Annotated in this window: 22 protein-coding genes and 2 other annotated features; of the genes, 17 read left to right on the top strand and 5 right to left on the bottom strand. The window is 38.0% G+C overall.

Features of this window, described 5'->3' with window-relative positions:
- Positions 1-185 precede the first annotated feature (185 nt).
- From F7731_RS00625 to F7731_RS27220, 5 genes are all read left to right on the top strand, one after another.
- The gene (locus tag F7731_RS00625; RefSeq protein WP_425481968.1) at positions 186-1,418 is read left to right on the top strand and encodes a pyridoxal-phosphate-dependent aminotransferase family protein; all 1,233 of its coding nucleotides are present in this window, start codon (positions 186-188) and stop codon (positions 1,416-1,418) included.
- Positions 1,419-1,541: 123 nt separating this feature from the next.
- On the top strand, positions 1,542-1,931 hold the full coding sequence (locus F7731_RS00620) for a cupin domain-containing protein (RefSeq protein WP_246197105.1): 390 nt from the start codon (positions 1,542-1,544) through the stop codon (positions 1,929-1,931).
- A 721-nt stretch (positions 1,932-2,652) separates the two neighbouring features.
- Positions 2,653-3,669: a polysaccharide deacetylase family protein gene (locus tag F7731_RS00615; RefSeq protein WP_151532839.1), complete on the top strand. Its 1,017-nt coding sequence runs from the start codon at positions 2,653-2,655 to the stop codon at positions 3,667-3,669.
- Between the two features lie 149 nt (positions 3,670-3,818).
- Entirely contained in the window at positions 3,819-4,616 is a 798-nt protein-coding gene (locus F7731_RS00610; RefSeq protein WP_151532838.1) for a DUF2935 domain-containing protein, read from the top strand.
- Between the two features lie 164 nt (positions 4,617-4,780).
- Entirely contained in the window at positions 4,781-4,870 is a 90-nt protein-coding gene (locus tag F7731_RS27220; protein WP_410489293.1) for a putative holin-like toxin, read from the top strand.
- Positions 4,871-5,047: 177 nt separating this feature from the next.
- Here F7731_RS27220 and bcbE read toward each other — a convergent pair whose 3' ends face one another.
- A complete protein-coding gene (gene bcbE / locus F7731_RS00600) occupies positions 5,048-6,307 on the bottom strand; it encodes a bacillibactin exporter BcbE (RefSeq protein ID WP_151532836.1) in 1,260 nt (419 codons plus the stop codon).
- A 165-nt stretch (positions 6,308-6,472) separates the two neighbouring features.
- Between bcbE and F7731_RS00595 the strand changes: the two genes are divergently transcribed.
- The 8 genes from F7731_RS00595 (at position 6,473) to trpA (ending at position 14,205) form a co-directional block, all read left to right on the top strand.
- On the top strand, positions 6,473-7,111 hold the full coding sequence (locus F7731_RS00595; RefSeq protein ID WP_151532835.1) for an MOSC domain-containing protein: 639 nt from the start codon (positions 6,473-6,475) through the stop codon (positions 7,109-7,111).
- A 58-nt stretch (positions 7,112-7,169) separates the two neighbouring features.
- Positions 7,170-7,444: a binding site (T-box leader), on the top strand.
- 36 nt (positions 7,445-7,480) lie between these two features.
- Positions 7,481-7,740: a binding site (T-box leader), on the top strand.
- 58 nt (positions 7,741-7,798) lie between these two features.
- Complete coding sequence (gene trpE, locus F7731_RS00590) at positions 7,799-9,193, top strand: anthranilate synthase component I (protein ID WP_151532834.1); 1,395 nt, start codon at positions 7,799-7,801, stop codon at positions 9,191-9,193.
- The gene (locus F7731_RS00585; RefSeq protein WP_151532833.1) at positions 9,177-9,788 is read left to right on the top strand and encodes an anthranilate synthase component II; all 612 of its coding nucleotides are present in this window, start codon (positions 9,177-9,179) and stop codon (positions 9,786-9,788) included. Before trpE ends, F7731_RS00585 begins: the two co-directional genes overlap by 17 nt.
- Positions 9,760-10,785: an anthranilate phosphoribosyltransferase gene (trpD, locus tag F7731_RS00580; RefSeq protein ID WP_151532832.1), complete on the top strand. Its 1,026-nt coding sequence runs from the start codon at positions 9,760-9,762 to the stop codon at positions 10,783-10,785. Before F7731_RS00585 ends, trpD begins: the two co-directional genes overlap by 29 nt.
- Positions 10,786-11,580 (top strand): indole-3-glycerol phosphate synthase TrpC, encoded by a 795-nt coding sequence (gene trpC, locus F7731_RS00575; protein ID WP_151532831.1) that lies wholly within the window; start codon positions 10,786-10,788, stop codon positions 11,578-11,580.
- Positions 11,577-12,200 (top strand): phosphoribosylanthranilate isomerase, encoded by a 624-nt coding sequence (locus tag F7731_RS00570; RefSeq protein WP_151532830.1) that lies wholly within the window; start codon positions 11,577-11,579, stop codon positions 12,198-12,200. Before trpC ends, F7731_RS00570 begins: the two co-directional genes overlap by 4 nt.
- 32 nt (positions 12,201-12,232) lie before the next feature.
- Positions 12,233-13,435, top strand: coding sequence for a tryptophan synthase subunit beta (gene trpB / locus F7731_RS00565; protein WP_151532829.1), 1,203 nt, complete (start codon positions 12,233-12,235; stop codon positions 13,433-13,435).
- Positions 13,432-14,205 (top strand): tryptophan synthase subunit alpha, encoded by a 774-nt coding sequence (trpA, locus tag F7731_RS00560; RefSeq protein WP_151532828.1) that lies wholly within the window; start codon positions 13,432-13,434, stop codon positions 14,203-14,205. The genes trpB and trpA overlap by 4 nt, the downstream gene beginning before the upstream one ends.
- Before the next feature lie 296 nt (positions 14,206-14,501).
- On the opposite strand, the gene F7731_RS00555 is transcribed toward trpA, so the two are convergent.
- From F7731_RS00555 to F7731_RS00545, 4 genes are all read right to left on the bottom strand, one after another.
- Complete coding sequence (locus tag F7731_RS00555; RefSeq protein ID WP_151532827.1) at positions 14,502-14,954, bottom strand: DinB family protein; 453 nt, start codon at positions 14,952-14,954, stop codon at positions 14,502-14,504.
- A 68-nt stretch (positions 14,955-15,022) separates the two neighbouring features.
- Positions 15,023-15,193 carry a hypothetical protein gene (locus F7731_RS26290; protein WP_170289618.1) on the bottom strand — a complete coding sequence of 57 codons (171 nt, stop codon included), beginning with the start codon at positions 15,191-15,193 and terminating at the stop codon, positions 15,023-15,025.
- 94 nt (positions 15,194-15,287) lie between these two features.
- Positions 15,288-15,617 (bottom strand): hypothetical protein, encoded by a 330-nt coding sequence (locus F7731_RS00550; protein ID WP_151532826.1) that lies wholly within the window; start codon positions 15,615-15,617, stop codon positions 15,288-15,290.
- Positions 15,618-15,919: 302 nt separating this feature from the next.
- Complete coding sequence (locus tag F7731_RS00545) at positions 15,920-17,101, bottom strand: chromate transporter (RefSeq protein WP_151532825.1); 1,182 nt, start codon at positions 17,099-17,101, stop codon at positions 15,920-15,922.
- A gap of 211 nt (positions 17,102-17,312) precedes the next feature.
- Here F7731_RS00545 and F7731_RS00540 point away from each other — a divergent pair, with 211 nt between their 5' ends.
- From F7731_RS00540 to F7731_RS00530, 4 genes are all read left to right on the top strand, one after another.
- Positions 17,313-18,068, top strand: coding sequence for a threonine/serine exporter family protein (locus tag F7731_RS00540; protein WP_151532824.1), 756 nt, complete (start codon positions 17,313-17,315; stop codon positions 18,066-18,068).
- A gap of 26 nt (positions 18,069-18,094) precedes the next feature.
- Positions 18,095-18,523 carry a threonine/serine exporter family protein gene (locus F7731_RS00535; protein ID WP_151532823.1) on the top strand — a complete coding sequence of 143 codons (429 nt, stop codon included), beginning with the start codon at positions 18,095-18,097 and terminating at the stop codon, positions 18,521-18,523.
- Positions 18,524-18,819: 296 nt separating this feature from the next.
- Positions 18,820-18,978, top strand: coding sequence for a hypothetical protein (locus F7731_RS26285; RefSeq protein ID WP_170289617.1), 159 nt, complete (start codon positions 18,820-18,822; stop codon positions 18,976-18,978).
- Between the two features lie 171 nt (positions 18,979-19,149).
- On the top strand, positions 19,150-20,070 hold the full coding sequence (locus F7731_RS00530) for a DL-endopeptidase inhibitor IseA family protein (RefSeq protein ID WP_151532822.1): 921 nt from the start codon (positions 19,150-19,152) through the stop codon (positions 20,068-20,070).
- Positions 20,071-20,145 lie beyond the last annotated feature (75 nt).

The following is a 20,145-nucleotide window of genomic DNA, read 5'->3' as shown; positions in this document are numbered from 1 at the left end:
GTTGCTGAGCTCCTACAATATGTGATTGTGTTGTTTCATTTATACAAAAACAACTAAAAAATTTGTCTATTTTGAATAATGACTTTATTCTTTAAACTCCGTTACAATCTATTTTAAATAGATATGAAACTGAATATAGCTATTTTTCGGAATTTTTACAATTAATTATGAAAGGGAGTATTTCGATGTTACAAGAACTAAATCCTTCTTTACGAACTTTAATGACACCCGGCCCAGTTGAAGCAGAACCTCGTGTGCTTCGGGCAATGACAATCCCGATCATAGGACAATTTGATCCGGAGTTTTTAAGGATTATGGATGAAACAATGGAGTTGCTAAGGCAGTTATTTCAAACGGAAAATCACTGGGCTTATTCAGTTGATGGTACATCTCGGTCCGGAATTGAGGCAGTTCTTTGCTCCATTATTGAGCCGGGTGACAAAGTTTTAGTTCCTATATTTGGCAGGTTCGGCCATTTATTAGCCGAGATTGCTTACCGCTGTGGAGCGGATGTCACTAAAATGGAATGTGAGTGGGGAACAGCTTTTGATCAAGAGAAGATTATTGCTGAAATAAAAAGAGTGAGTCCAAAAGTTGTTGCACTTGTGCATGGTGAAACGTCAACGGGAATCATGCAGCCCTTAGATGGAATTGGCAAATTTTGCCGTGAGAATGACGTGTTATTTGTTGTTGATGGGGTTGCTACTATCGGAGGAACAGACTTTAAAACAGATGAGTGGAATATTGATGCAGTAATTACTGGGACTCAAAAATGCTTAGGGGTACCAACTGGTATGGCGCCGATTACTTATAATGATAGGGTTGAAAAAATACTTCTAGAGCGAAGAAAAATTGAGCAAGGTTTAGATATATCATCTAGTAATCCCAGAAGAATTCAAAGTAACTATTTTGACTTAAGTCAAATTCAGGAATACTGGAGCCCGAAGCGCCTAAATCACCATACAGAGGCAACCACGATGCTATATGCGCTAAGGGAAGGCTTGAGAATTATTCATGAAGAAGGCTTACAAAATAGATTTGATAGACATAAGTTACATGAGAAGGCGCTTGTCGAAGGACTTAAAGCAATGGGACTTAGCTTATTTGGAGATCCACGCTATAAAATGCCGATTGTTACTTGTATCAATATTCCTGAAGGAGTAAATGGAGACGCCGTTCGCTTTACGATGGTAAAAGAGTTTGGTGTCGAGATTGCTAGCACCTTCGGATCACTAGCAGGAAAAATATGGAGAATTGGTTCAATGGGCTTCAGCTGCCGAAAAGAAAATATTTTTAGAGTTTTATCTGCATTAGAAGCGGCTATTTATCGTCACGGTGGGAAAGTCAATGCAGGTGCAGCGGTTCAAGCCGCACTTGATGTATATGAAGAAAGTACATTGGCAGTAAGTATTAAATAGATTGTGAAAAATTTGTTGTTCAATTTTAATCGAAAAGGTATTTACAACTTGTGAATATACCTTTTAGTTTCTTCGGTAAATCCCTTACTTTTTAAATGGATTAAATATAAAAAGAGGTGTTTAATGATGGAAGAGAAAGCAATGATTATGAGCATTGATCAAATCATGGCAGAGAGAGTTTTTGAAATTGACAAGATAGCAAATTTTGATCAGGATGAGCCGCAGAAGAACTATTTCTATGAAACAGATAAAACAGTTGGAGCTGTTTGGTGTTTGGAACCAGGGCAGGAAGTTTACATACATTCTCATTCGAATGTTGATGATATGTGGGTTTGTGTTGAAGGGGAGGGAGTCTATTTCCCAGATTTAGAGAATGAAATCCCGATCCGACAAGGCATGGTTTTATTGGCCAAACCTGATCAAATTCACGGCATGCGTAATACTGGGAGTGAGCGTTTCATGTTCGTGGGCTTTGCAGCTGGTAATTTGCCGATGGATATAACAAGATACTAGAATAGAAGAATGGTGATGAAAGAGGAGCGATTGTCGAGAGACAGTCGCTCCTTTTGCGTAGATTTCCCTCCACTAAATTATCCCTATAACAAGTTTAAACGGCGAAATAATAGGGAAACTTCAAAATAAGTTCTTAAGCGATCTTTTTAGACAAAATTCCCATTTTTTTTGCGCAAAAAAATTCCGCACATATAGAGCGGAAAAAATAAAGAGACCTTGGATCAGTTAAGGAAATTTTAAATTAAGAACAACATATAGTATCTTCAGGAAATTAATAATACTATATGTTGTTACTTGAGATTCTACCATATTAAAATCAATAGAGCAAATAGTTTGTTATTTTATGTTCAAAATTCTTTTTCCAGTAATACCAATAAAAATACGATTTTTTTAAGAAAGAATTGAAAAAGATTAGGAGATTCGGTAATCTTAATGTAAGAGAAATATAGCGAAATTTTAATAGTTTTGTAAAGAAATCGATAAAAATGACAACTTTTTTAAAAATTTAAACGTCAAATTATTAAAAGCTCAAATAAAATGTCTTACAACAGAATTTCTACAATCTGTAAGGCATGCTTTTCTCCATGAAAAGGCTCCATAGCTTTCCCATTATTACATACACAAATTAAACATTTAGCATATTATTTCCACTTTAGCCACATAAAAATGTCTTAATCATTAATCATCTAGGAATATTCAGGAAATGGAAAGGTGAACTGTTGTGAGAAGGAAAAGAAGTAGAAAAAAATTAATGAAATTAAATGGAAAATTGCTTACCTCGCTTTTTATCTGTTTAATGTTAATTTTAACATCTGTTGAGCCGAGAAAAACGATTGAGGTTGCAGCTGTATCTAGCTTTAGCCAGCCAATTAATATTATGTACTCTTTATTGGCAATGAGGCATTTTGATCAACAAATTGGTGAGTTGAATGGGGGCCCTTCTTTTGAAAATTATATTCGCTCCGTTTATAAAATAAAAAATGATAAGCTCAATGCACAAAACCAACAGCCGCAAGGTGAAAAGGAAACGAATGTTCAAGAGGAACAGGAACAGCAAGCAACTCTGCCAAATAATGAAAATACTAATCAAGGAATAAATGAATCTACAAAGCAAGAAAACACTCAAGTTAAGCAGCAAAACGAACAAAAAATGGTTTACTTAACCTTTGATGATGGACCATCAGCTTATACGATGCAAATTTTAGACGCACTGCAATCATATGATATGAAGGCGACATTTTTCATGCTTGAACCGAATATGAGAACATATGAAAACGAATTGCAAGCCACCATTGAAAACGGACATATTCCAGCGTTACATGGGGTGACTCATCGGATAGACTTAATTTACCGTTCGGAAAAGACAGTTGTAGATGAAATGACGGCAGCTCAGGGTACTTTAATGCAGCTAACTGGGACCGTTTCCCATTTAATTAGAACTCCATACGGGTCAGCACCATATATGAAGCCATCTTATAAGCAAGCTGTTGAAGAGGCTGGATTTCAACTATGGGATTGGACAATCGATAGTGAAGATTGGAAATATAAGAATGGCGAGTATGTTCCTAAGGTTATTCAGCAAATCGAAAATTACCGCCTTCATGAAAGTCCGATGGTTATTTTATTGCATGATAAAAAGTCAACGGCCGAGCATTTGCCACAACTACTAACCTATTTAAAAAATAATGGCTATCAGGCCGAGCTTTTAGATGAAAAGCTAACTGCCTTTCATTTTTAAAACAAAGGGCCTTCATCACGTTTAACAAATGAGATGAAGGTTCTTTTTATAATTTTGCATTTTTTCAGTGTGTCCATTAAACATATGAAGTCATAAAAACCTAATACATTTGATAAGATTTATGAAGGAAATGTAGAGGGGGAGATCTGTTGGCTACTGGATATGAACAAACAGCAAAATTTGAGCATCGTTTTTGGCTGCAAGTGTTGGGGGATCATTCAAGGTTTATTCATGATTCACTTGCACCGAGCGAAAACGAATTAATAAATGAGGCGAATAATTTTATTCAAATGTTTGATCAGCTGCTAGGAAGAGTTAATGTTGATAATTTAGTTGAGTTAAGCAAGATGGCTGATGAAGGGGCTAAGAAAATTAGACAGTTTAAGCTAACCATTCTTGAGCGCCATCTCATTGGTAAAGTGAAGATTCACCTTGGACCTGTTTTTATGAACCATATGGTGAACGAAGTTGAGGAATACTTGCTTGTTCTAGAGTATTTAAAAAAAGGCGTGGTGCCTCCCGTTTTTCATGAGCTTCACCATCATTTGCTTTGGCTATTTGATGCAGCCGGTCACGCAGGTGCCATTTCTAATAAAATGGAATTTGCTGAAAAAAGGATCAAAAAGCAGAGTGATGATTTTACGAAGGATTTTGAAGCATTTTATTTAAAAGCGGTCGAATTGACAGGCTTCTTACGAACAAATGTTACTGCCTTTCCGGCATTGGAAAAATTTAATAAAGATGTTTCACTTGAAATGAAGCTTTTTATGAATTTTTTACATGAAATAGAGGAGCTTGAAATAAGTAAAGAGGTATTAGGGCCCTTTGCTGCGTTAATGGCTGATCATATGTTTAGAGAAGAATGCTATTATTTAACAAAGCTTGCGGAATCGACACAGCTTGAAAAGCCTAATTGTAATCCAGGGAAGCCCAGAGTAAATGAATAAATTCACCTTTTGGTGGTTTTTCCCATGGGTAAAATAGGAGAAAAGATTCATTTTATCATTAACAGAACATGCGTTCTTTTGTTTGGACAAGTTTATGGTATAATAAAGAGGCAATCGGTTGTTTTCGGGAAGGGTGGTCGGCTAGCCCCATTTGAAAGGGGGTGATGCCTTTGACAGTATTTGAAACGATTATGATTATGATTTCATTTTCGAGTCTCATTATTGCTGTCTTGTCTTTTAACCACAAAAAATAGACCTCCCTTGACCTGATAACCTTAGGAGAGGTCTAGTCTTTGAACTGGCCGATCCCTTTAGGAAACGACTATTGCGGATGACCATAGGTGCGCCAACACCTGTGGTCATTTTTATACAGGATTATCTTAAATTTAGGATAACATAAATAACTAAGGAAGTCATCCGAAAGTTTAACCTTATGCTTCTTCCGCATCAGGTTTGATCGCCACAAATGTAGCAATGATGCCAATGACAGTAATACCGCTTAGGAAGTAAAAGAGAAATTTTTCCGAGTGCTTCATTAAAATGGCTATGATAGGGGGACCAGCGGCTACGCCAATAAACCTCATTGAGCTGTATATCGAGGTAATTGTTCCTCGCTCCTCTTTTTCAATCCCACAAGTAATTAAAGCATCAAGGCAAGGAAGGGCGACACCAATCCCAATTCCACCAAAAATAAATAGTATGAGCATATACCACATACCACTTGAAAAGCTTAAAGCAGCAACAGCGATCGCAGTTAATGCAGACCCTCCAAAAATTAGCCATTTCATCAATATTTTATTTTCTTTAATTATTTTTCCTGTAATAAAAGAGGCAATACATAAGGCACCTAACGGAATAGCTAGGAGGAAGCCTTTTTTAATATTTTTAATATCATACGTTTTCTCAAGAATATCAGATAAGTAAAATAAAACACCAAATAATACAAACATCATGATTACACCGATAATAAAGATGGCATAGAGCCATTTTCCATTATGTGTAAAGGTGTTTTTTATTTTTTGCAAAAATTCTTTAAAGGGAAGAGGTTCCTCTTTCTCCTTAGGCGTTTTTATTAACAATAAAATAAGCAAAATGGACACGGCGCAAAAAGCGGGAAAAGCGAAAAAAGGGAGAAACCAAAAAAAGCTAGCTAGAAAAGCACCAAGTATCGGGCTTAAAACTTTTCCGAATGTATTCGATGTTTCGATCATCCCAAGTGAGCTGCTTACTTCGTCATCGCTTTTGAATAAATCGCCAACAAGTGGCATGACTATAGGAGCCGCTCCTGCTGCTCCAACCCCTTGCAATGCCCGGCCACAAAGAATAATCCAATAAGCATCATCTACCTTCCAAGCAGCCCATCCTGAGATGAGACCTCCAATCCCTGCAATGATTAGGCTTGGAACGATTACTTTTTTCCTGCCAATATGATCAGATAGGCATCCAGCGACAGGGATTAATATAATGGCAACTACAGAATAGACTGTTAATATCAAGCTTGTCTGGAGCGAAGTAATATTAAGTTTTTTTTCCATTGCTGGAAGAACAGGAATTAACATTGAATTTCCAAGGGTCATTACAAGCGGAATGGAAGCTAGTGAAAGGATTGCCCATTTCTGATTGGCAGCATTATTCCGTGATTTCTTCTCCGCTTTTTGACTGCTCCCTTGCAATTTCTCAATATGCTCCATTTGCATACCATCCTTTTACATAATCATACCTAATGATTATTATTGGTTAAAAAGGCGAAAGTAGAAGGGACTTTTTATGGTAATTTTTTTGCAGGAAATTTTAACCTGTATTATGATGAATAAAGGAAATTGCCGAAAAAATAATAAAATATTAGAGGTGTTATAATGGGGGAGAGGATTTTAGCTTTAAATATCGGGAGACCGAATCTTCATTTATGGAATGGGATGACGGTCAATTCAGCGATTGGGAAGAAGCCTATCGAGGAAGTAATGCTGACAAAGGATGGATTTACCGGTGATTCAGTCGGAAATCGTGAATTTCATGGCGGCAGAGATAGAGCGGTTTGTTTTTACCCTTATGAGCATTACGAACAATGGGAAAGGGAATTTCAAAAGCCATTAAAATCACCAGCTTTTGGAGAAAATATTTGTGCAGCCAATTATCTCGAAAAGGATGTCTATATTGGTGATATATTTTCCTTAGGCGACGCAATCATTCAAGTTTCTCAAGGACGTATTCCATGTGCCTCCATATCGAAGCATAATCGAGTGGATCAACTACTAAGCAGGGTTGTTGAGACTGGCTATACTGGATACTTTTTTCGTGTTTTGCAAGAAGGTTTGGTGAATGCTGAATCCCAATTGTTATTAATAGATCGAAAACAGGAAAAATTTTCAGTCTTAACAGGAAATCAAATAATGTTTCATAAACATAATAACCGCGAGGCCATTGAAGAGTTTTCCCAAGTAGAAGAATTGGCTGAAGTTTGGAAAAGTAAACTGATAAAGAAAATTTCAAAATAATTTTCAAAAAATCTCTTGACTTCTTTTATTATTAAGAATAATATAAAAGGCAATATAACGTACGGCGTTGATGAAGAGGAGTAACTTTTACGGATACTTTAGAGAGCTGATGGGTGGTGCGAATCAGTGTAAAAGTAAAAGCGAATGGACTTCTGAGCCCCAAACCGAAATTAATGTGCGGGAAGATAATACCGACCATTTAAAAAGTAGGCTTTGGCGAACAGTCTCATCGTTACAAGAGACAGATATTCAAATGATTATTCATTTTGATATCTGTTAAGTGAGCTAATAATTAGCTAATGAAGGTGGCACCACGGGTTTCTCGTCCTTTTTTGACGGGAAGCCCTTTTTGTATTTCTAAAATTAATATTTAAATCATTGAGTAAGAGTAGTACATTGTTTCAAAACGTGACAGAGAGCCGGGGGTGGTGGAAACCGGTACGTAGCGAGCAAATGGAATGGACTTACGAGAGACTTCTTGAAAATTCAGTAGGGAAGAACGGATTTCCACCGTTATATGGATAGGGTATCGATGATTGGCATGTATAGCTTCTTCATCCGTACCTGAAGAAGGGAGCAATTCCGCTCTAAAACTGAGGTGGCACCACGGTCAAAAATACGTCCTCTATACGCACTAGCTTTGTGCGTATAGGGGACTTTTTTATTTTCTATGAAGGAGAGAATTGCATGCCGTTAACAGAGAATTATTTGATGAGCGAAATCGAAGGGGATACGTTGACACCGATTTTGATTTTCCAGCGGCTCCAAGGAAAGAAGAAATTCCTCTTCGAAAGTTCGCTGAAACATGAAAACGCGGGGAGATACTCATTCATTGGCGTTGACCCTGTAATAGAAGTAATTGGCGATGGGGATTTTTGCACTGTCATTAGTGATAAAGAGAGGAAGGCTGTTCAGGAAAAGCCGTTGGACGTACTACAGGAGATTTTATCTGACAGCCGATTTGAAACTGCTAGTCAATTCCCATTTTGTGGTGGAGCAGTGGGGTATGTTGGCTATGATGTCATCCGGCAATATGAAAACATTGGCAAGACTCCAGATGACGAGCTAAATATTCCGGATGTTCATTTAATGTTTTTCGAGGAAGCAGTCGTATTTGATCATTTGGAACAAAAAGTTTATTTGCTGACTATTCCGTTATTTAGTGAATTATCAAAGCTTAAAACCTTACATGAAAAAAGGGTAGAAGAAATTCAGCGAGGAACGGCCAAAACTGATTCTGATGAAGTAGAGCTGTCAGCTTTTCAGACTTCCATTAAAAAAGAAGATTTTATCGAAAAAGTAAAAAAAGCGAAGGAACATATTGTATCGGGAGATATTTTCCAAGTTGTTCTTTCCCAGCGCCTCAAAGGAACAATTAAAGGTGATCCATTTTCTTACTACCGGAAGCTAAGAGTGCATAACCCATCACCATATATGTATTATTTAGATTTCGGTGATTACAAAATTGCCGGTACTTCTCCTGAGAGCTTGATTAAAGTGAATGGAAATAAAGTGACGACGAATCCAATAGCCGGAACAAGACCAAGAGGGAAAACAGAAATGGACGATATCTTAACGGAAAAGGAATTATTGGAGGATGAAAAGGAGCTGGCCGAGCACCGAATGCTATTAGATCTCGGGAGAAATGATCTTGGCAAAGTATGTGAGTTTGGCTCGATTTACATTGAAAAACATCTGAAAATTGAGAAATACAAGCATGTCATGCATCTAGTTTCTGAAGTAAGCGGCACTTTGAAAAAGGATTTATCAGCCATTGATGCGTTAATCTCGTGTTTACCTGCTGGTACGGTTTCCGGTGCACCGAAAATTAGGGCGATGGAAATCATAAATGAGCTTGAAGATGTCAAAAGAGGAGTTTATTCCGGAGCAATCGGTTATTTCTCTGCAAATGGCAATATGGATTTTGCCCTTGCGATCCGTACGATGCTGATCAAGGACGAAAAAGCTTATATCCAAGCCGGAGCGGGAATTGTCCATGATTCTATTCCTGAAAAAGAATATGAGGAAACGATTCATAAACTTAAGGCGTTTTTGGAGGGTCAAGATGATTTTACTCATTGATAATTATGATTCATTTACGTATAACCTTTATCAATATTTAGGGGAGTTAGGAAAGGAAGTTCGCGTAGTTAGGAATGACAAGATTACTATCGAAGAAATCTCTGAAATGAAGCCAGATGCCATTATATTATCGCCTGGACCTGGACGGCCGGAAGAGGCGGGACAATGCACGGAAATCATTCGCACTTATTATAAAACAACGCCGATTTTAGGAATTTGTCTTGGGCATCAGGCCATTGGCTATTCATTAGGGGCAAGCGTGGTGAAAGCCGAACACATTATGCATGGAAAAATTTCTAAGTTAAAGCATAGTGGAACAGATTTGTTTGAATATTTACCACAGCCGATTGATGTTATGAGATACCATTCATTAGTGATTTCTCCGGAATCATTGCCTGATGATTTTCGGATTCTTGCTGAATCGATGGATGACAGTGAAATCATGGCGATTAAACATGAAAAATATCCCCTTTATGGACTGCAATTTCATCCTGAATCTATGGGAACCACCTATGGGAAGAGGATTTTACAGAACTTTTTAAATAGTATCAGGAGGGAACGAAGACATGAATCTAATTTTGCAAAAAATATCTGACGGCGTATCACTATCCGAAAACGAAATAAATGAAGCAACTGAGTATTTATTTACAAATGAAATTACTGATAGCGAAATTGCTGCCTTGTTAATCGGACTAAAAACAAAGGGAGAGACAGTCGAGGAAATTGTTGGCCTGGCAAAAGCGTTGCGAGGGAAGTCATTGACATTTAACAAAAAAATTCCGAATGTTATGGATAATTGCGGAACAGGTGGGGATGGATCAAAGAGCTTTAATATTAGTACAACATCTGCCTTTGTTCTAGCTGGAGCAGGGATTTCTGTTGCCAAGCACGGAAACAGAAGCGTATCAAGTAAAACGGGAAGTGCGGATGTTTTAGAGCATCTTGGCATTCATTTAAGCTTAGGTGCAGAAAGAACAGAAGAAATTTTAGAAACGGTTGGAATCGCGTTTTTATATGCGCCCAATGTTCACCCTCAATTGAAAAGGATTTTGAAGGTGCGCAAGGAATTGCGAATCCCGACAGTTTTTAATTTAATCGGCCCGCTTACTAATCCTGTCGAATTAGAAACACAGCTGCTTGGCATTTATCGCCGGGATTACCTTGTTCTGTTTGCCGAAGTACTGAAAAAATTAGGCAGGAAGCGAGCCGTAGTGTTAAATGGTGCGGGGCATATGGATGAGGCATCCCTACAAGGAGAAAACCACTTAGTTATTTTAGAAAATGAAAGCATTACGGAAAAAATACTTCATCCTGAAGAATTGGGTTTACCGGTTTATTCGAATGATTCGATTCGCGGAGGAAATGCGAAAGAAAACTCAGAGATTTTACTCAAAGTCTTGAAAGGGCAAGAGGGCGCATACCGGGATACAGTGCTTCTGAATGCAGGCATTGGGATTTTCACAGCCGGAAAAGCGGAGTCCATACAAAAAGGAGTAGAGCTTGCAAAAGAAAGTATTGATTCTGGGTCTGCTCTAAACAAGCTTGAACAACTCATAAAAGAGAGTAAAACAGTACAGGAACAGGTGATATAAATGACGACAATTCTCGATCTTATATTGAAAGAAAAGAAAAAAGAGGTAGAGCGGTTTAAGGAAGAAAAAATTGAAATACCAGAACAACCTTCTGAAAAAAAAGCTTCATTATTAAAGAAGCTTCAAAGCGAAGAAGAGCTTGCCATTATTGCTGAATTCAAAAGAGCCTCTCCTTCAAAAGGAGATATCAATATAGGGTTAAATCCCGAAACACAAGCTTTATCGTATATTGACTTCGGTGCAGATGCGATTTCCGTATTAACGGATACGCCCTTTTTTAAAGGAGGGTTTGATGATTTAAAAGCGGTTAGAGAAACAGTCGATGCACCGCTGCTTTGCAAGGATTTTATTATTGACGAGGTTCAGATTCTAAAGGCGAAAGCGTCAGGAGCGAATTTAATTCTTTTGATTGTTGCTGCTTTAGAGGAGCAACGCTTGAAAGAGCTATATAGTTTTGCAATTGGAAACGGACTTGAAGTTTTGATGGAAGTCCATAGCGAAGATGAGCTTGAAACAGCATTACGGACCGGTGCACAAATTATTGGAGTAAATAATCGGGATTTAAAAACCTTTTCGGTCGATTTAGCCATGACAGAAATGCTGGCCCCGAAAATTAAAGCGGCTGGAGCATACCTCATTAGTGAAAGCGGAATTCAAACCGAACAGGATGTACAAAGGGTTATAGAGGCTGGAGCAAACGGCATTCTTGTTGGCGAAGCATTTATGCGGGCGGAAAACTTAGAGGCATTACTAAAACAAATGAAGCAGCCATTAAAAGAGGTGTTGAAAAAATGAAGGTGAAAATTTGCGGGATATCTGATATTGAAACGGCTTTATATGCCGTTGAATCTGGAGCAGATGCCATTGGGTTCGTTTTTGCGGAAAGTAAAAGGAGAGTTACGCCTAAACTTGCAAAAGAAATCATTAAACACATTCCCGATCAGGTTTTTAAAGTGGGTGTGTTTGTGAATGAACGGGCAGATGTCATTCAACAAATTGTTAACGAGACGGGGATTAACGTTATTCAGCTACATGGCGATGAAATACCAGAGTTTTGCGAGCAATTTTCTATTCCGGTTATTAAAGCTTTAAGTATTGGATCGAGTGAGGACTTAAACCAGCTTGACAAATATTCATGTGATTTTTACTTACTTGATAGCCCGCGGGGAAAATACCGCGGCGGAAATGGAGTTGCTTTTGATTGGAGCCTTCTTTCAGAGGAACAATTGAAAGGAAAGAAGATTATTCTTGCTGGCGGGCTTTCTATTGAAAATGTTGCAGAGGCGATTCAATTGGCAGCCCCTTATATGGTCGATGTCAGCAGCGGCGTCGAAACAGATGGAAAAAAGGATGTTAATAAAATTACGAAATTTATTGAGCGAGCTAAGAATAGATCAAAGCATGAAATTAGCTAACAAACTTATAGATTTAAGGGGAGGAACTATTTATGACAACCTATACATTACCAGATAAACGTGGTCATTTTGGACAATTCGGCGGAAGATATGTGCCAGAAACTTTAATGCAAGCTGTTCTTGAACTGGAAAGAGAATATAAAAAGGCTCAGGAGGATCCTGAATTTCAAAGCGAGCTTGATGATTTATTGAAGAATTATGTTGGACGGGAAACGCCGTTATATTTTGCGAAAAATTTAACGAACCATCTTCAAGGGGCAAAAATCTATTTAAAACGTGAGGATCTGAATCATACGGGTGCCCATAAAATCAATAATTCTTTAGGCCAGGCACTTCTAGCAGCGCGGATGGGAAAACGAAAAATTGTTGCCGAAACAGGTGCTGGACAGCATGGGGTTGCTACGGCTACGGCATGTGCTCTTCTAAATTTAGAATGCATTATTTACATGGGGGCTGAGGATATTCGGCGTCAGCAGCTAAATGTGTTTCGGATGGAGCTTTTAGGTGCAAAAGTCGTTAGTGTTGAGTCTGGAAGCGCGACATTGAAAGACGCTGTGAATGAAGCGTTGCGCTATTGGGTGACAAATGTCGAGGACACTCACTATATTTTAGGATCAGTAATGGGACCGCATCCGTTTCCGATGATCGTCCGCGATTTTCAAAGTGTCATCGGGAAAGAAACGAAGAAGCAATTTCTTGAAAAAGAAGGCAAGCTTCCGGATGCTGTTGTTGCCTGCATTGGCGGGGGGAGCAATGCAATGGGCATGTTTTATCCGTTTATTAAGGATGAATCTGTTCAGTTGTATGGAGTGGAAGCGGCCGGTTTAGGATTAGATACTGCTAAACATGCTGCGTCTATGTCAAAAGGAAAACCAGGAATCCTTCATGGTGCTCTCATGTATTTACTTCAGGATGAAGACGGGCAAATTCAAGAAGCTCATTCGATTTCGGCTGGACTTGATTATCCTGGAGTTGGCCCTGAGCATAGCTATTTAAAAGATATTGGCCGGGTGACATATGATGCAATTTCAGATGAAGGTGCAATGGAGGGATTAAAACTGCTTTGTCAATTAGAGGGAATCATTCCCGCTCTTGAAAGTTCTCATGCTGTTGCCTATGCAGTAAAACTTGCCCCAGCAATGAGAGAAGATGAAGCTTTAGTCATTTGCTTATCTGGCAGAGGAGATAAAGACGTAGAAACAGTGAAAGCAAGATTAGGAGGGAATGGGGAATGAACCGGATTGAAAAGGTGATGCAAACTCTTGTAAAAAATAATGAAAATGCTTTTGTTCCTTATATTATGGCTGGCGATGCATTAGTGGAACAGATTGCTTTTTTAGAAAAAGCAGGTGCGACAGCGATTGAAATTGGTATTCCGTTTTCAGATCCAGTTGCAGACGGGCCAGTTATACAGCGAGCGGGAAAAAGGTCGCTTGAAAACGGAACAACATTAAGAGGGGTTTTAAGGACGATTGCTGACATTCGTCCAATCATTCATACGCCGCTCATTATTATGACTTATATGAATCCCATTATGGCTTTGGGCATTTCTGAATTCATCGATGAGTGCTCCCGTTCAGGCATCGATGGTCTCATCCTGCCAGATTTGCCGATTGAAGAGGAAGAAATTATTGCTCCTTTTGCGGAGAAGGCAGGAATTGAAATCATCCGTCTCGTCACATTAACAAGCCCGCTCGAGCGAATTGAGGAAATTTCAAAGAAAGGGCGCGGATTTTTATATGCAGTTACAGTCAACGGGATAACTGGTGCGAGAAAAGGATTCAACGAACAGCTAGGAGAACATTTACAAAGAGTAAAAAGCGTCAGCAGCCTGCCTGTATTAGCTGGCTTTGGAATTTCCTCACCATCCCATGTTCAGGAAATGAACCAATACTGTGATGGCGTGATCGTCGGAAGCAAAATCATCGAGCTATTAGAAGCAAGGGATTTAGCTGGAATTGAGGAGCTAATTAATGCATCCAAAATTACTCATGTTAAAAATTAGATAAAAGTTTCGATTTGATGATTAAAAAAGGTGGTCGCGGAAGTCATAAAGCGTTCATGGCGCTTGTTTTAGTAGGGATTCAGTGAAAACGAGCGTCATGAAGCGATCATGGAGCTTGTTTTATAAGGGATTCAGTGAAAACGAGTGCCATGAAGTGACCATGACGCTTCTTTATGCCAAGAGCCCGTCAAAATGATCATTATGAAAGTCTTTTACGTTTTAAAATGCGTATTCAACTAAATTTTACTCAACAAAAAAACAGACAAGCGAATTTTCGCAAGTCTGTTTTTTAAATATTATTTAAAATTTATATAAAGCGGCAAGTCGGTATGTCCCATCTCTCTAACATACACAAATAGATTGCCTTTATGGTGAATTTCGTGCTCAATTGCCATTTGCACCATAAGATGACCAGTAACGTTCATTCCAAAGATTTTTGTCATGTCAATTTCACGATCCAGCTCTTCTTTCGTTAGTGAAGCAAGTAGCTCTTTCGTTTTTTCTGTAAAATCTTCACCTAACTGATTCAAAGACTGTTCGTTATCATCAAATTTCTCCAAAAATGGAGCTCCGTTCCCTTCTTTTACGGTTTTAATAAATTTATAATAAGAAGTATACATATGTGTGACTAATTTTTGTGCACTCATAGACGTTTCTGTCGGCGTAAAATCATAATTCGCTTCCTCAATTTTTCCAACTAATGCATTTGTAACCGTACGGTGAGCTAAAAAATGACTGACAAGATTCATGAATGTGCCTCCTCAGATTTTAATATGTACCATAATTACATCTTCCATTAATTAATAAAAAATTGCAATTAAGATGCTTCTTTTTTGAATACCTTCTTTACCGAGAAAAACCGCTCTCTAAGTTTCTTTTCAATATTAGATGGACCAAATAAGCAACGATTCGTAAAAAAATAAATGCCTTCTTCGATCACGATCCAAACAGTGATGATTATTATTAATATCTGAATCCATCCCCACATAAAATCCCCCCCTTTAATCTATATTCATGACCCATGTATGATTTACCTTTTTCATTAATAAAAGGGGTAAAACTTATGAGATATGATTTTATTTCTAAGCAGGAGGAATAACATGCGTTAGTAATAAAATAAACAATATCAGTCCGATGAAAAGAAAGAAGATGGAAGCATAGACAACATAATTAGGACGTAATTTAAAATCTTCTCGTTTTTGAATGAGTCCCGTTTCTGCGCTTATTTGGCTATTGTGATATTTCGTAATTGCCCCGCCGCTGCTGGAAAACCAAATCGTTATGGCTGAAAAGGCTACACCGGCAAAAAACATTAATTCAATAAAGCGGACAGATATTAAGGAAGAAAATAAAATGGTGAGACCCGTTTCAATGATGAGTGTTACAAAGAAGATAATGAATCCTTTTTTCATGGAATAACACCTCCTAATACAAATACGTTTCAAAACCACTAAAGTTTCAAAATATTTAGAGAATAAAACACTGATATAGTTAGTGCTTTTTATTTTTGAAAACCAAGACTTTTGAGAGCCGATAAACCAGATTTTGAACAAATTTCTCGGGGAGTCGGACTATTCAGCATGGAAGGAAGAGCAAGAGCTGCTGGCGGGATGATTGCCATTCATTCGGAAATAGGCAAAAGTACGAGAATAATTTTGGAAGTGCCAATATAAAAAGCTTGAAAGGCTGCTAAAATTTTTGGCAGCCTTTCAAGCTAAACAAATTCAAGAAATATTCCTCCGATTGCTCCTGTTAACACGATGACCCAAGGTGGAAGCTTCCAGAATGCAAGCATACTAAATAGGATAGCTGCAAAGGCGAAATCCTTCGGCGTTAAAATGGAACTCGTCCAAATGGGATCATAAAATGCCGCAATTAATATACCAACAACTGCTGCATTTACCCCAATTAATGCCCCTTTTAATATTGGATTTTTTCGTAGTTCATGCCAAAAAGGCAATGTTCCAAGAATGAGTAAAAAGGCAGGGAGAAAAATAGCGATCGTGGCAAGCATGCCACCTTTCCATCCATGGATGACGGCTCCAATATAAGCTGCAAAAGTAAACAATGGCCCAGGCACCGCTTGTGTCGCACCATATCCTGCAAGAAACGCTTCTTTACTTAGCCAACCAGTAGGAACAAATTCTCGCTCAAGCAAAGGCAAAACGACATGTCCTCCGCCAAAAACGAGAGATCCAGATCGATAGAAACTATCAAAGAGAGCAATCCATTCTAATTGGGTAATCTCTCTTAATATAGGGAGAATAACTAACAATATTAGGTATAGTATGATGCACGCTAGACCCAATTTTTTACTTAGTGGGAAATGAGCAGTCTCTTCACCTTGATCAGAATGGTTTTTATAAATCAAATACCCTAACAAGCCAGATAAAACAATAATGCTAATTTGTGTTAATACAGTCGACCATAAAAGAGTTGCACAAATTGCAAATAGCACAATAGCTTTTCTTTTCAAATCAGGAGCCAGCTTTTGAGCCATTCCCATAACAGCATGGGCTACTACCGCTACGGCAACTATCTTAAGACCATGAATCCAGCCGGAGCTTCCAATATCCGAAAAAGTTAGGAGTTGGACAAACAAAATTAAGGCAATGACTGATGGCAGAGTAAACCCAAGAAAGGCGAGTATACCCCCTAAGATTCCGCCTCTAGTTACACCGATACCAATCCCAACTTGACTGCTTGCAGGGCCAGGAAGAAATTGACATAGGGCAACTAAATCAGCATAGCTCTTTTCATCAATCCATTTGCGCTTTATTACATACTCATTATGAAAATACCCAAGATGGGCAACCGGTCCCCCAAAAGAAGTTACCCCTAGCTTCAATGCGACAGTAAATATTTCAAATAAAGATTTTATGCTGTGTTGTGCCATACATTTTCTCCTTCTTGAAATCTTTTCAATTATAGCAAAGTAAAATAAGTACAGAGTGTCAATTATGGCGAAATTACAAATCCTTAACAATTGATATTGCAAAATCATGAGATTAGTCTTATAGTGTTTAAGCAATTCCTAAATCACATATAATTACAGGAAAAATACATATTCACAAATATTGGGAGAATATCTGTGAGGAGGTTAAAGTATGGAGAATAAACTTGCACAAAACTTAGAAGTGATCAATTTATGCTTGCTGGCAGGAAAAATAATGCTGAAGTGCGGGGCAGAAACATATCGAGTAGAAGATACGATGATGCGAATTGCGGCGGCATTTGGCATTCCGCATTCGCATAGCTATGTGACCCCTACAGGGATCATCTTTTCCCTTGATGGGACGGAACCTGCTAAGTTCATTCGAATTTCAGAGCGATCGACTGATTTATATAAAGTAACATTAGTTAATAGCGTTTCTCGAAAAATAAGCAGCGGCGATTTAACAATGACGGAGGCTTTTCAAAAACTGCATGAAATTGAAAAAGCAAACTTTGCCTTCCCGATTTATCAGCAAATATTAGCTGCAGCGCTTTCCAGTGGCTGTTTCTTATTGATGTATTTAGGTTTATGGGGAGATTTTATTCCAGCCATTATCTCCGGCGGTCTCGGCTTTACTTGTTTCGTTTACGTACATAAATTAGTCAAAGTTAAATTCTGCTCGGAATTTTTAGCAGCATTAACGATTGGAACAAGTGCCTTTTTATTTGTCACATTTGGGATAGGGACACAGCTTGATAAAATTATTATTGCTTCGGTCATGCCATTAGTTCCCGGGCTCCTCATTACAAATGCCATTCGGGATTTAATGGCTGGACATTTAGTGGCAGGATTATCAAAAGGGGTAGAAGCATTTTTAACAGCATGTGCAATAGGAACGGGAATAGCGGTTGTCATTGCTTTTTCTTAAGAAATGCATAGGGGGAGAATCATTATATGATTGTACATTTAGTGACTAGCTTTATTGCTACCGCAGCGTTTGCGATTTTATTTAATGCACCTAAAAAATCCCTCATTCGCTGCGGATTTGTTGGCATGGCTGGTTGGTTTATTTTTAGGCTGCTTGTCGATTATCAGTTTGACGCGGTCGTTGCATCATTTGTCGGTGCTTTCATAGTTGCAGTGATCAGTCAAATCTGCTCAAAAATATATAAAACACCTGTCACGATCTTTAGTATTTCCGGAATTATTCCGCTTGTACCTGGTGGAAGCGCGTATGATGCAATGCGCCATTTTGTCTTCAATGACTATAACACCGCCGTCCAGCTGGCAGCGAAAGCCTTCATGATTTCTGGAGCCATCGCTGTTGGACTTGTTATTTCTGAAGTGTTGAATCAATTAGTTGTAAAAATTAAGTTTAGATGAGAATGAAAAGTAAGCCCTAATCAAATTTAAAGCATATGAACACGCAGCACCTCTCTGTTATGATCAACGTATCAATTTAGGGAGGTGCTTTTCACATGTCGCAACAAAAACTATCCATAGTCCCCATTACATTAAATACCGAAAATAAAGTTGGAAGAAATAAATAAAGGATTCTAAACACTTAATCGTTAAGAGTTCCTTTTAATATAGTAAAAATCCGTTCAAATACTCAGGATATACCGAGTGTTTTTTTGTAAATAATAAGATTGTTAAATAATAAATATAGGAGGGCTTGTATGCAACAGAATCAACAAGGTAAGAAGAATTTGGTTACTAATATGGAATCAGAATCTTCTGGAACAAATGCACAAAAAGTAAAACAAGATATTCAAAAAGATGTAGCCCAAGGACAAGGTGCAATGACTTCTCGAGAAGCAGGGGCAATGCGCGATTAAAAAACCACTCTGAGTGGTTTTTTTTCTGGTTCAATATTAAACAAATCTAACATAAAGGGCATCCCTGTTACCAAATTTCCACCCTTTATTAACCATTTCGTAACTCCTAATTGTCAGAGCTGAAGTAAAATTCAATTAGAAACAATCTTACAAGATAATGGAGGAATTTAAATGAATACAAAAAAATGGTTATTAACGGGTGTGGCAGTAACGATGTTAAGTCTTCCGGTTTTTGCATTAGGAGAAGCGGTTTCGGCGAAAGAACTGCCGAAACAAATCGGCCAAAGTGTGAATCAAGAAAAAACGATTTCCGAAAAACAGGTTGCTGCATTAGTAATCAAGTGGAAAAAAAGTGAAAGCTATGTGCAAAGAGGCGGAGACTATAAAGAAGGCGAATACCAATCCTTTCAGTATAAAAATAAGCCATATCGGTATTTGGCAAGCGATTTAGATACGAAGAAAGAGTTGATGGAATATTTAACTCTCACACTAACGCAATCACAAGCTAAACTATTTATTAAGGAACGCCAAATTATTGAATATAAGGGGAAAATGGCTCAGCCAGAAGCAGACGGTGGCTCTATTTTGCAGTGGGACAAAGCGAAAGCAGCTTTTGTTAAGAAGGAAGGTTGGAATCGAACGTATAAACTAGAAGTGCCTGTTGGGGAAACGAAAGATAAAGATATATTCCTTGTAGATGTGCTTTACCTTCAAGGGAAGGGCTGGAAAATTAGCGAAAGACCTTATCAGGATGTAAATTTAGATATCCCTGGAAATGTAAATCCCGCATTTATCTTTTTGAAATATTTGTTAGTTGATTATAAACAAGCTGAAAATCAATTTTTAAATAGGGATTTTGATGTTATTGCTTTTAGAAAAGGAATAAAAAAGTTAGAAATTCGCTCAGTAAAAGAACGCGCTAGAACGAAAACGAAAGTTGAATTCGAAGGGACTTTTTATGTGGAATTAGAAAAAGGCTATAAAGGCCAATTAAAAAAAGGTAATAATAAAATGTATTTTCTTATTGAAAATACGGGCGACATGGAATTCAAAATTGTTAGTGCAGAAATGGAACCGCAATTGGAAAAGTAATATGTCTTAGTGTAAGCGTTACATTTTATTGTAATGCTTATTTTTTTGATTAAAATTTTAAAAAATTCAAATATT

The sequence above is a fragment of the Cytobacillus depressus genome, assembly GCF_008923245.1.
GTDB classification, from domain to species: Bacteria; Bacillota; Bacilli; order Bacillales; family Cytobacillaceae; genus Cytobacillus; species Cytobacillus depressus.
Note: the sequence above shows the minus strand (reverse complement) of the source record. Positions and strands in the feature narration are given on the sequence as shown.

Excerpts from the sequence above, each read along its gene's own strand:
- trpE (WP_151532834.1), top strand. The coding sequence starts at position 7,799 with ATGCCGTTAACAGAGAATTATTTGATGAGCGAAATCGAAGGGGATACG.
- F7731_RS26285 (WP_170289617.1), top strand. The coding sequence starts at position 18,820 with ATGCAACAGAATCAACAAGGTAAGAAGAATTTGGTTACTAATATGGAA.
- F7731_RS00535 (WP_151532823.1), top strand. The coding sequence starts at position 18,095 with ATGATTGTACATTTAGTGACTAGCTTTATTGCTACCGCAGCGTTTGCG.
- F7731_RS00570 (WP_151532830.1), top strand. The coding sequence starts at position 11,577 with ATGAAGGTGAAAATTTGCGGGATATCTGATATTGAAACGGCTTTATAT.
- F7731_RS00550 (WP_151532826.1), bottom strand. The coding sequence starts at position 15,617 with ATGAAAAAAGGATTCATTATCTTCTTTGTAACACTCATCATTGAAACG.
- F7731_RS27220 (WP_410489293.1), top strand. The coding sequence starts at position 4,781 with ATGCCTTTGACAGTATTTGAAACGATTATGATTATGATTTCATTTTCG.
- trpD (WP_151532832.1), top strand. The coding sequence starts at position 9,760 with ATGAATCTAATTTTGCAAAAAATATCTGACGGCGTATCACTATCCGAA.
- F7731_RS00545 (WP_151532825.1), bottom strand. The coding sequence starts at position 17,101 with ATGGCACAACACAGCATAAAATCTTTATTTGAAATATTTACTGTCGCA.
- F7731_RS00540 (WP_151532824.1), top strand. The coding sequence starts at position 17,313 with ATGGAGAATAAACTTGCACAAAACTTAGAAGTGATCAATTTATGCTTG.
- bcbE (WP_151532836.1), bottom strand. The coding sequence starts at position 6,307 with ATGGAGCATATTGAGAAATTGCAAGGGAGCAGTCAAAAAGCGGAGAAG.
- F7731_RS00625 (WP_425481968.1), top strand. The coding sequence starts at position 186 with ATGTTACAAGAACTAAATCCTTCTTTACGAACTTTAATGACACCCGGC.
- F7731_RS00585 (WP_151532833.1), top strand. The coding sequence starts at position 9,177 with ATGATTTTACTCATTGATAATTATGATTCATTTACGTATAACCTTTAT.
- F7731_RS00555 (WP_151532827.1), bottom strand. The coding sequence starts at position 14,954 with ATGAATCTTGTCAGTCATTTTTTAGCTCACCGTACGGTTACAAATGCA.
- F7731_RS26290 (WP_170289618.1), bottom strand. The coding sequence starts at position 15,193 with ATGTGGGGATGGATTCAGATATTAATAATAATCATCACTGTTTGGATC.
- F7731_RS00530 (WP_151532822.1), top strand. The coding sequence starts at position 19,150 with ATGAATACAAAAAAATGGTTATTAACGGGTGTGGCAGTAACGATGTTA.
- F7731_RS00620 (WP_246197105.1), top strand. The coding sequence starts at position 1,542 with ATGATGGAAGAGAAAGCAATGATTATGAGCATTGATCAAATCATGGCA.
- trpC (WP_151532831.1), top strand. The coding sequence starts at position 10,786 with ATGACGACAATTCTCGATCTTATATTGAAAGAAAAGAAAAAAGAGGTA.
- trpA (WP_151532828.1), top strand. The coding sequence starts at position 13,432 with ATGAACCGGATTGAAAAGGTGATGCAAACTCTTGTAAAAAATAATGAA.
- F7731_RS00595 (WP_151532835.1), top strand. The coding sequence starts at position 6,473 with ATGGGGGAGAGGATTTTAGCTTTAAATATCGGGAGACCGAATCTTCAT.
- trpB (WP_151532829.1), top strand. The coding sequence starts at position 12,233 with ATGACAACCTATACATTACCAGATAAACGTGGTCATTTTGGACAATTC.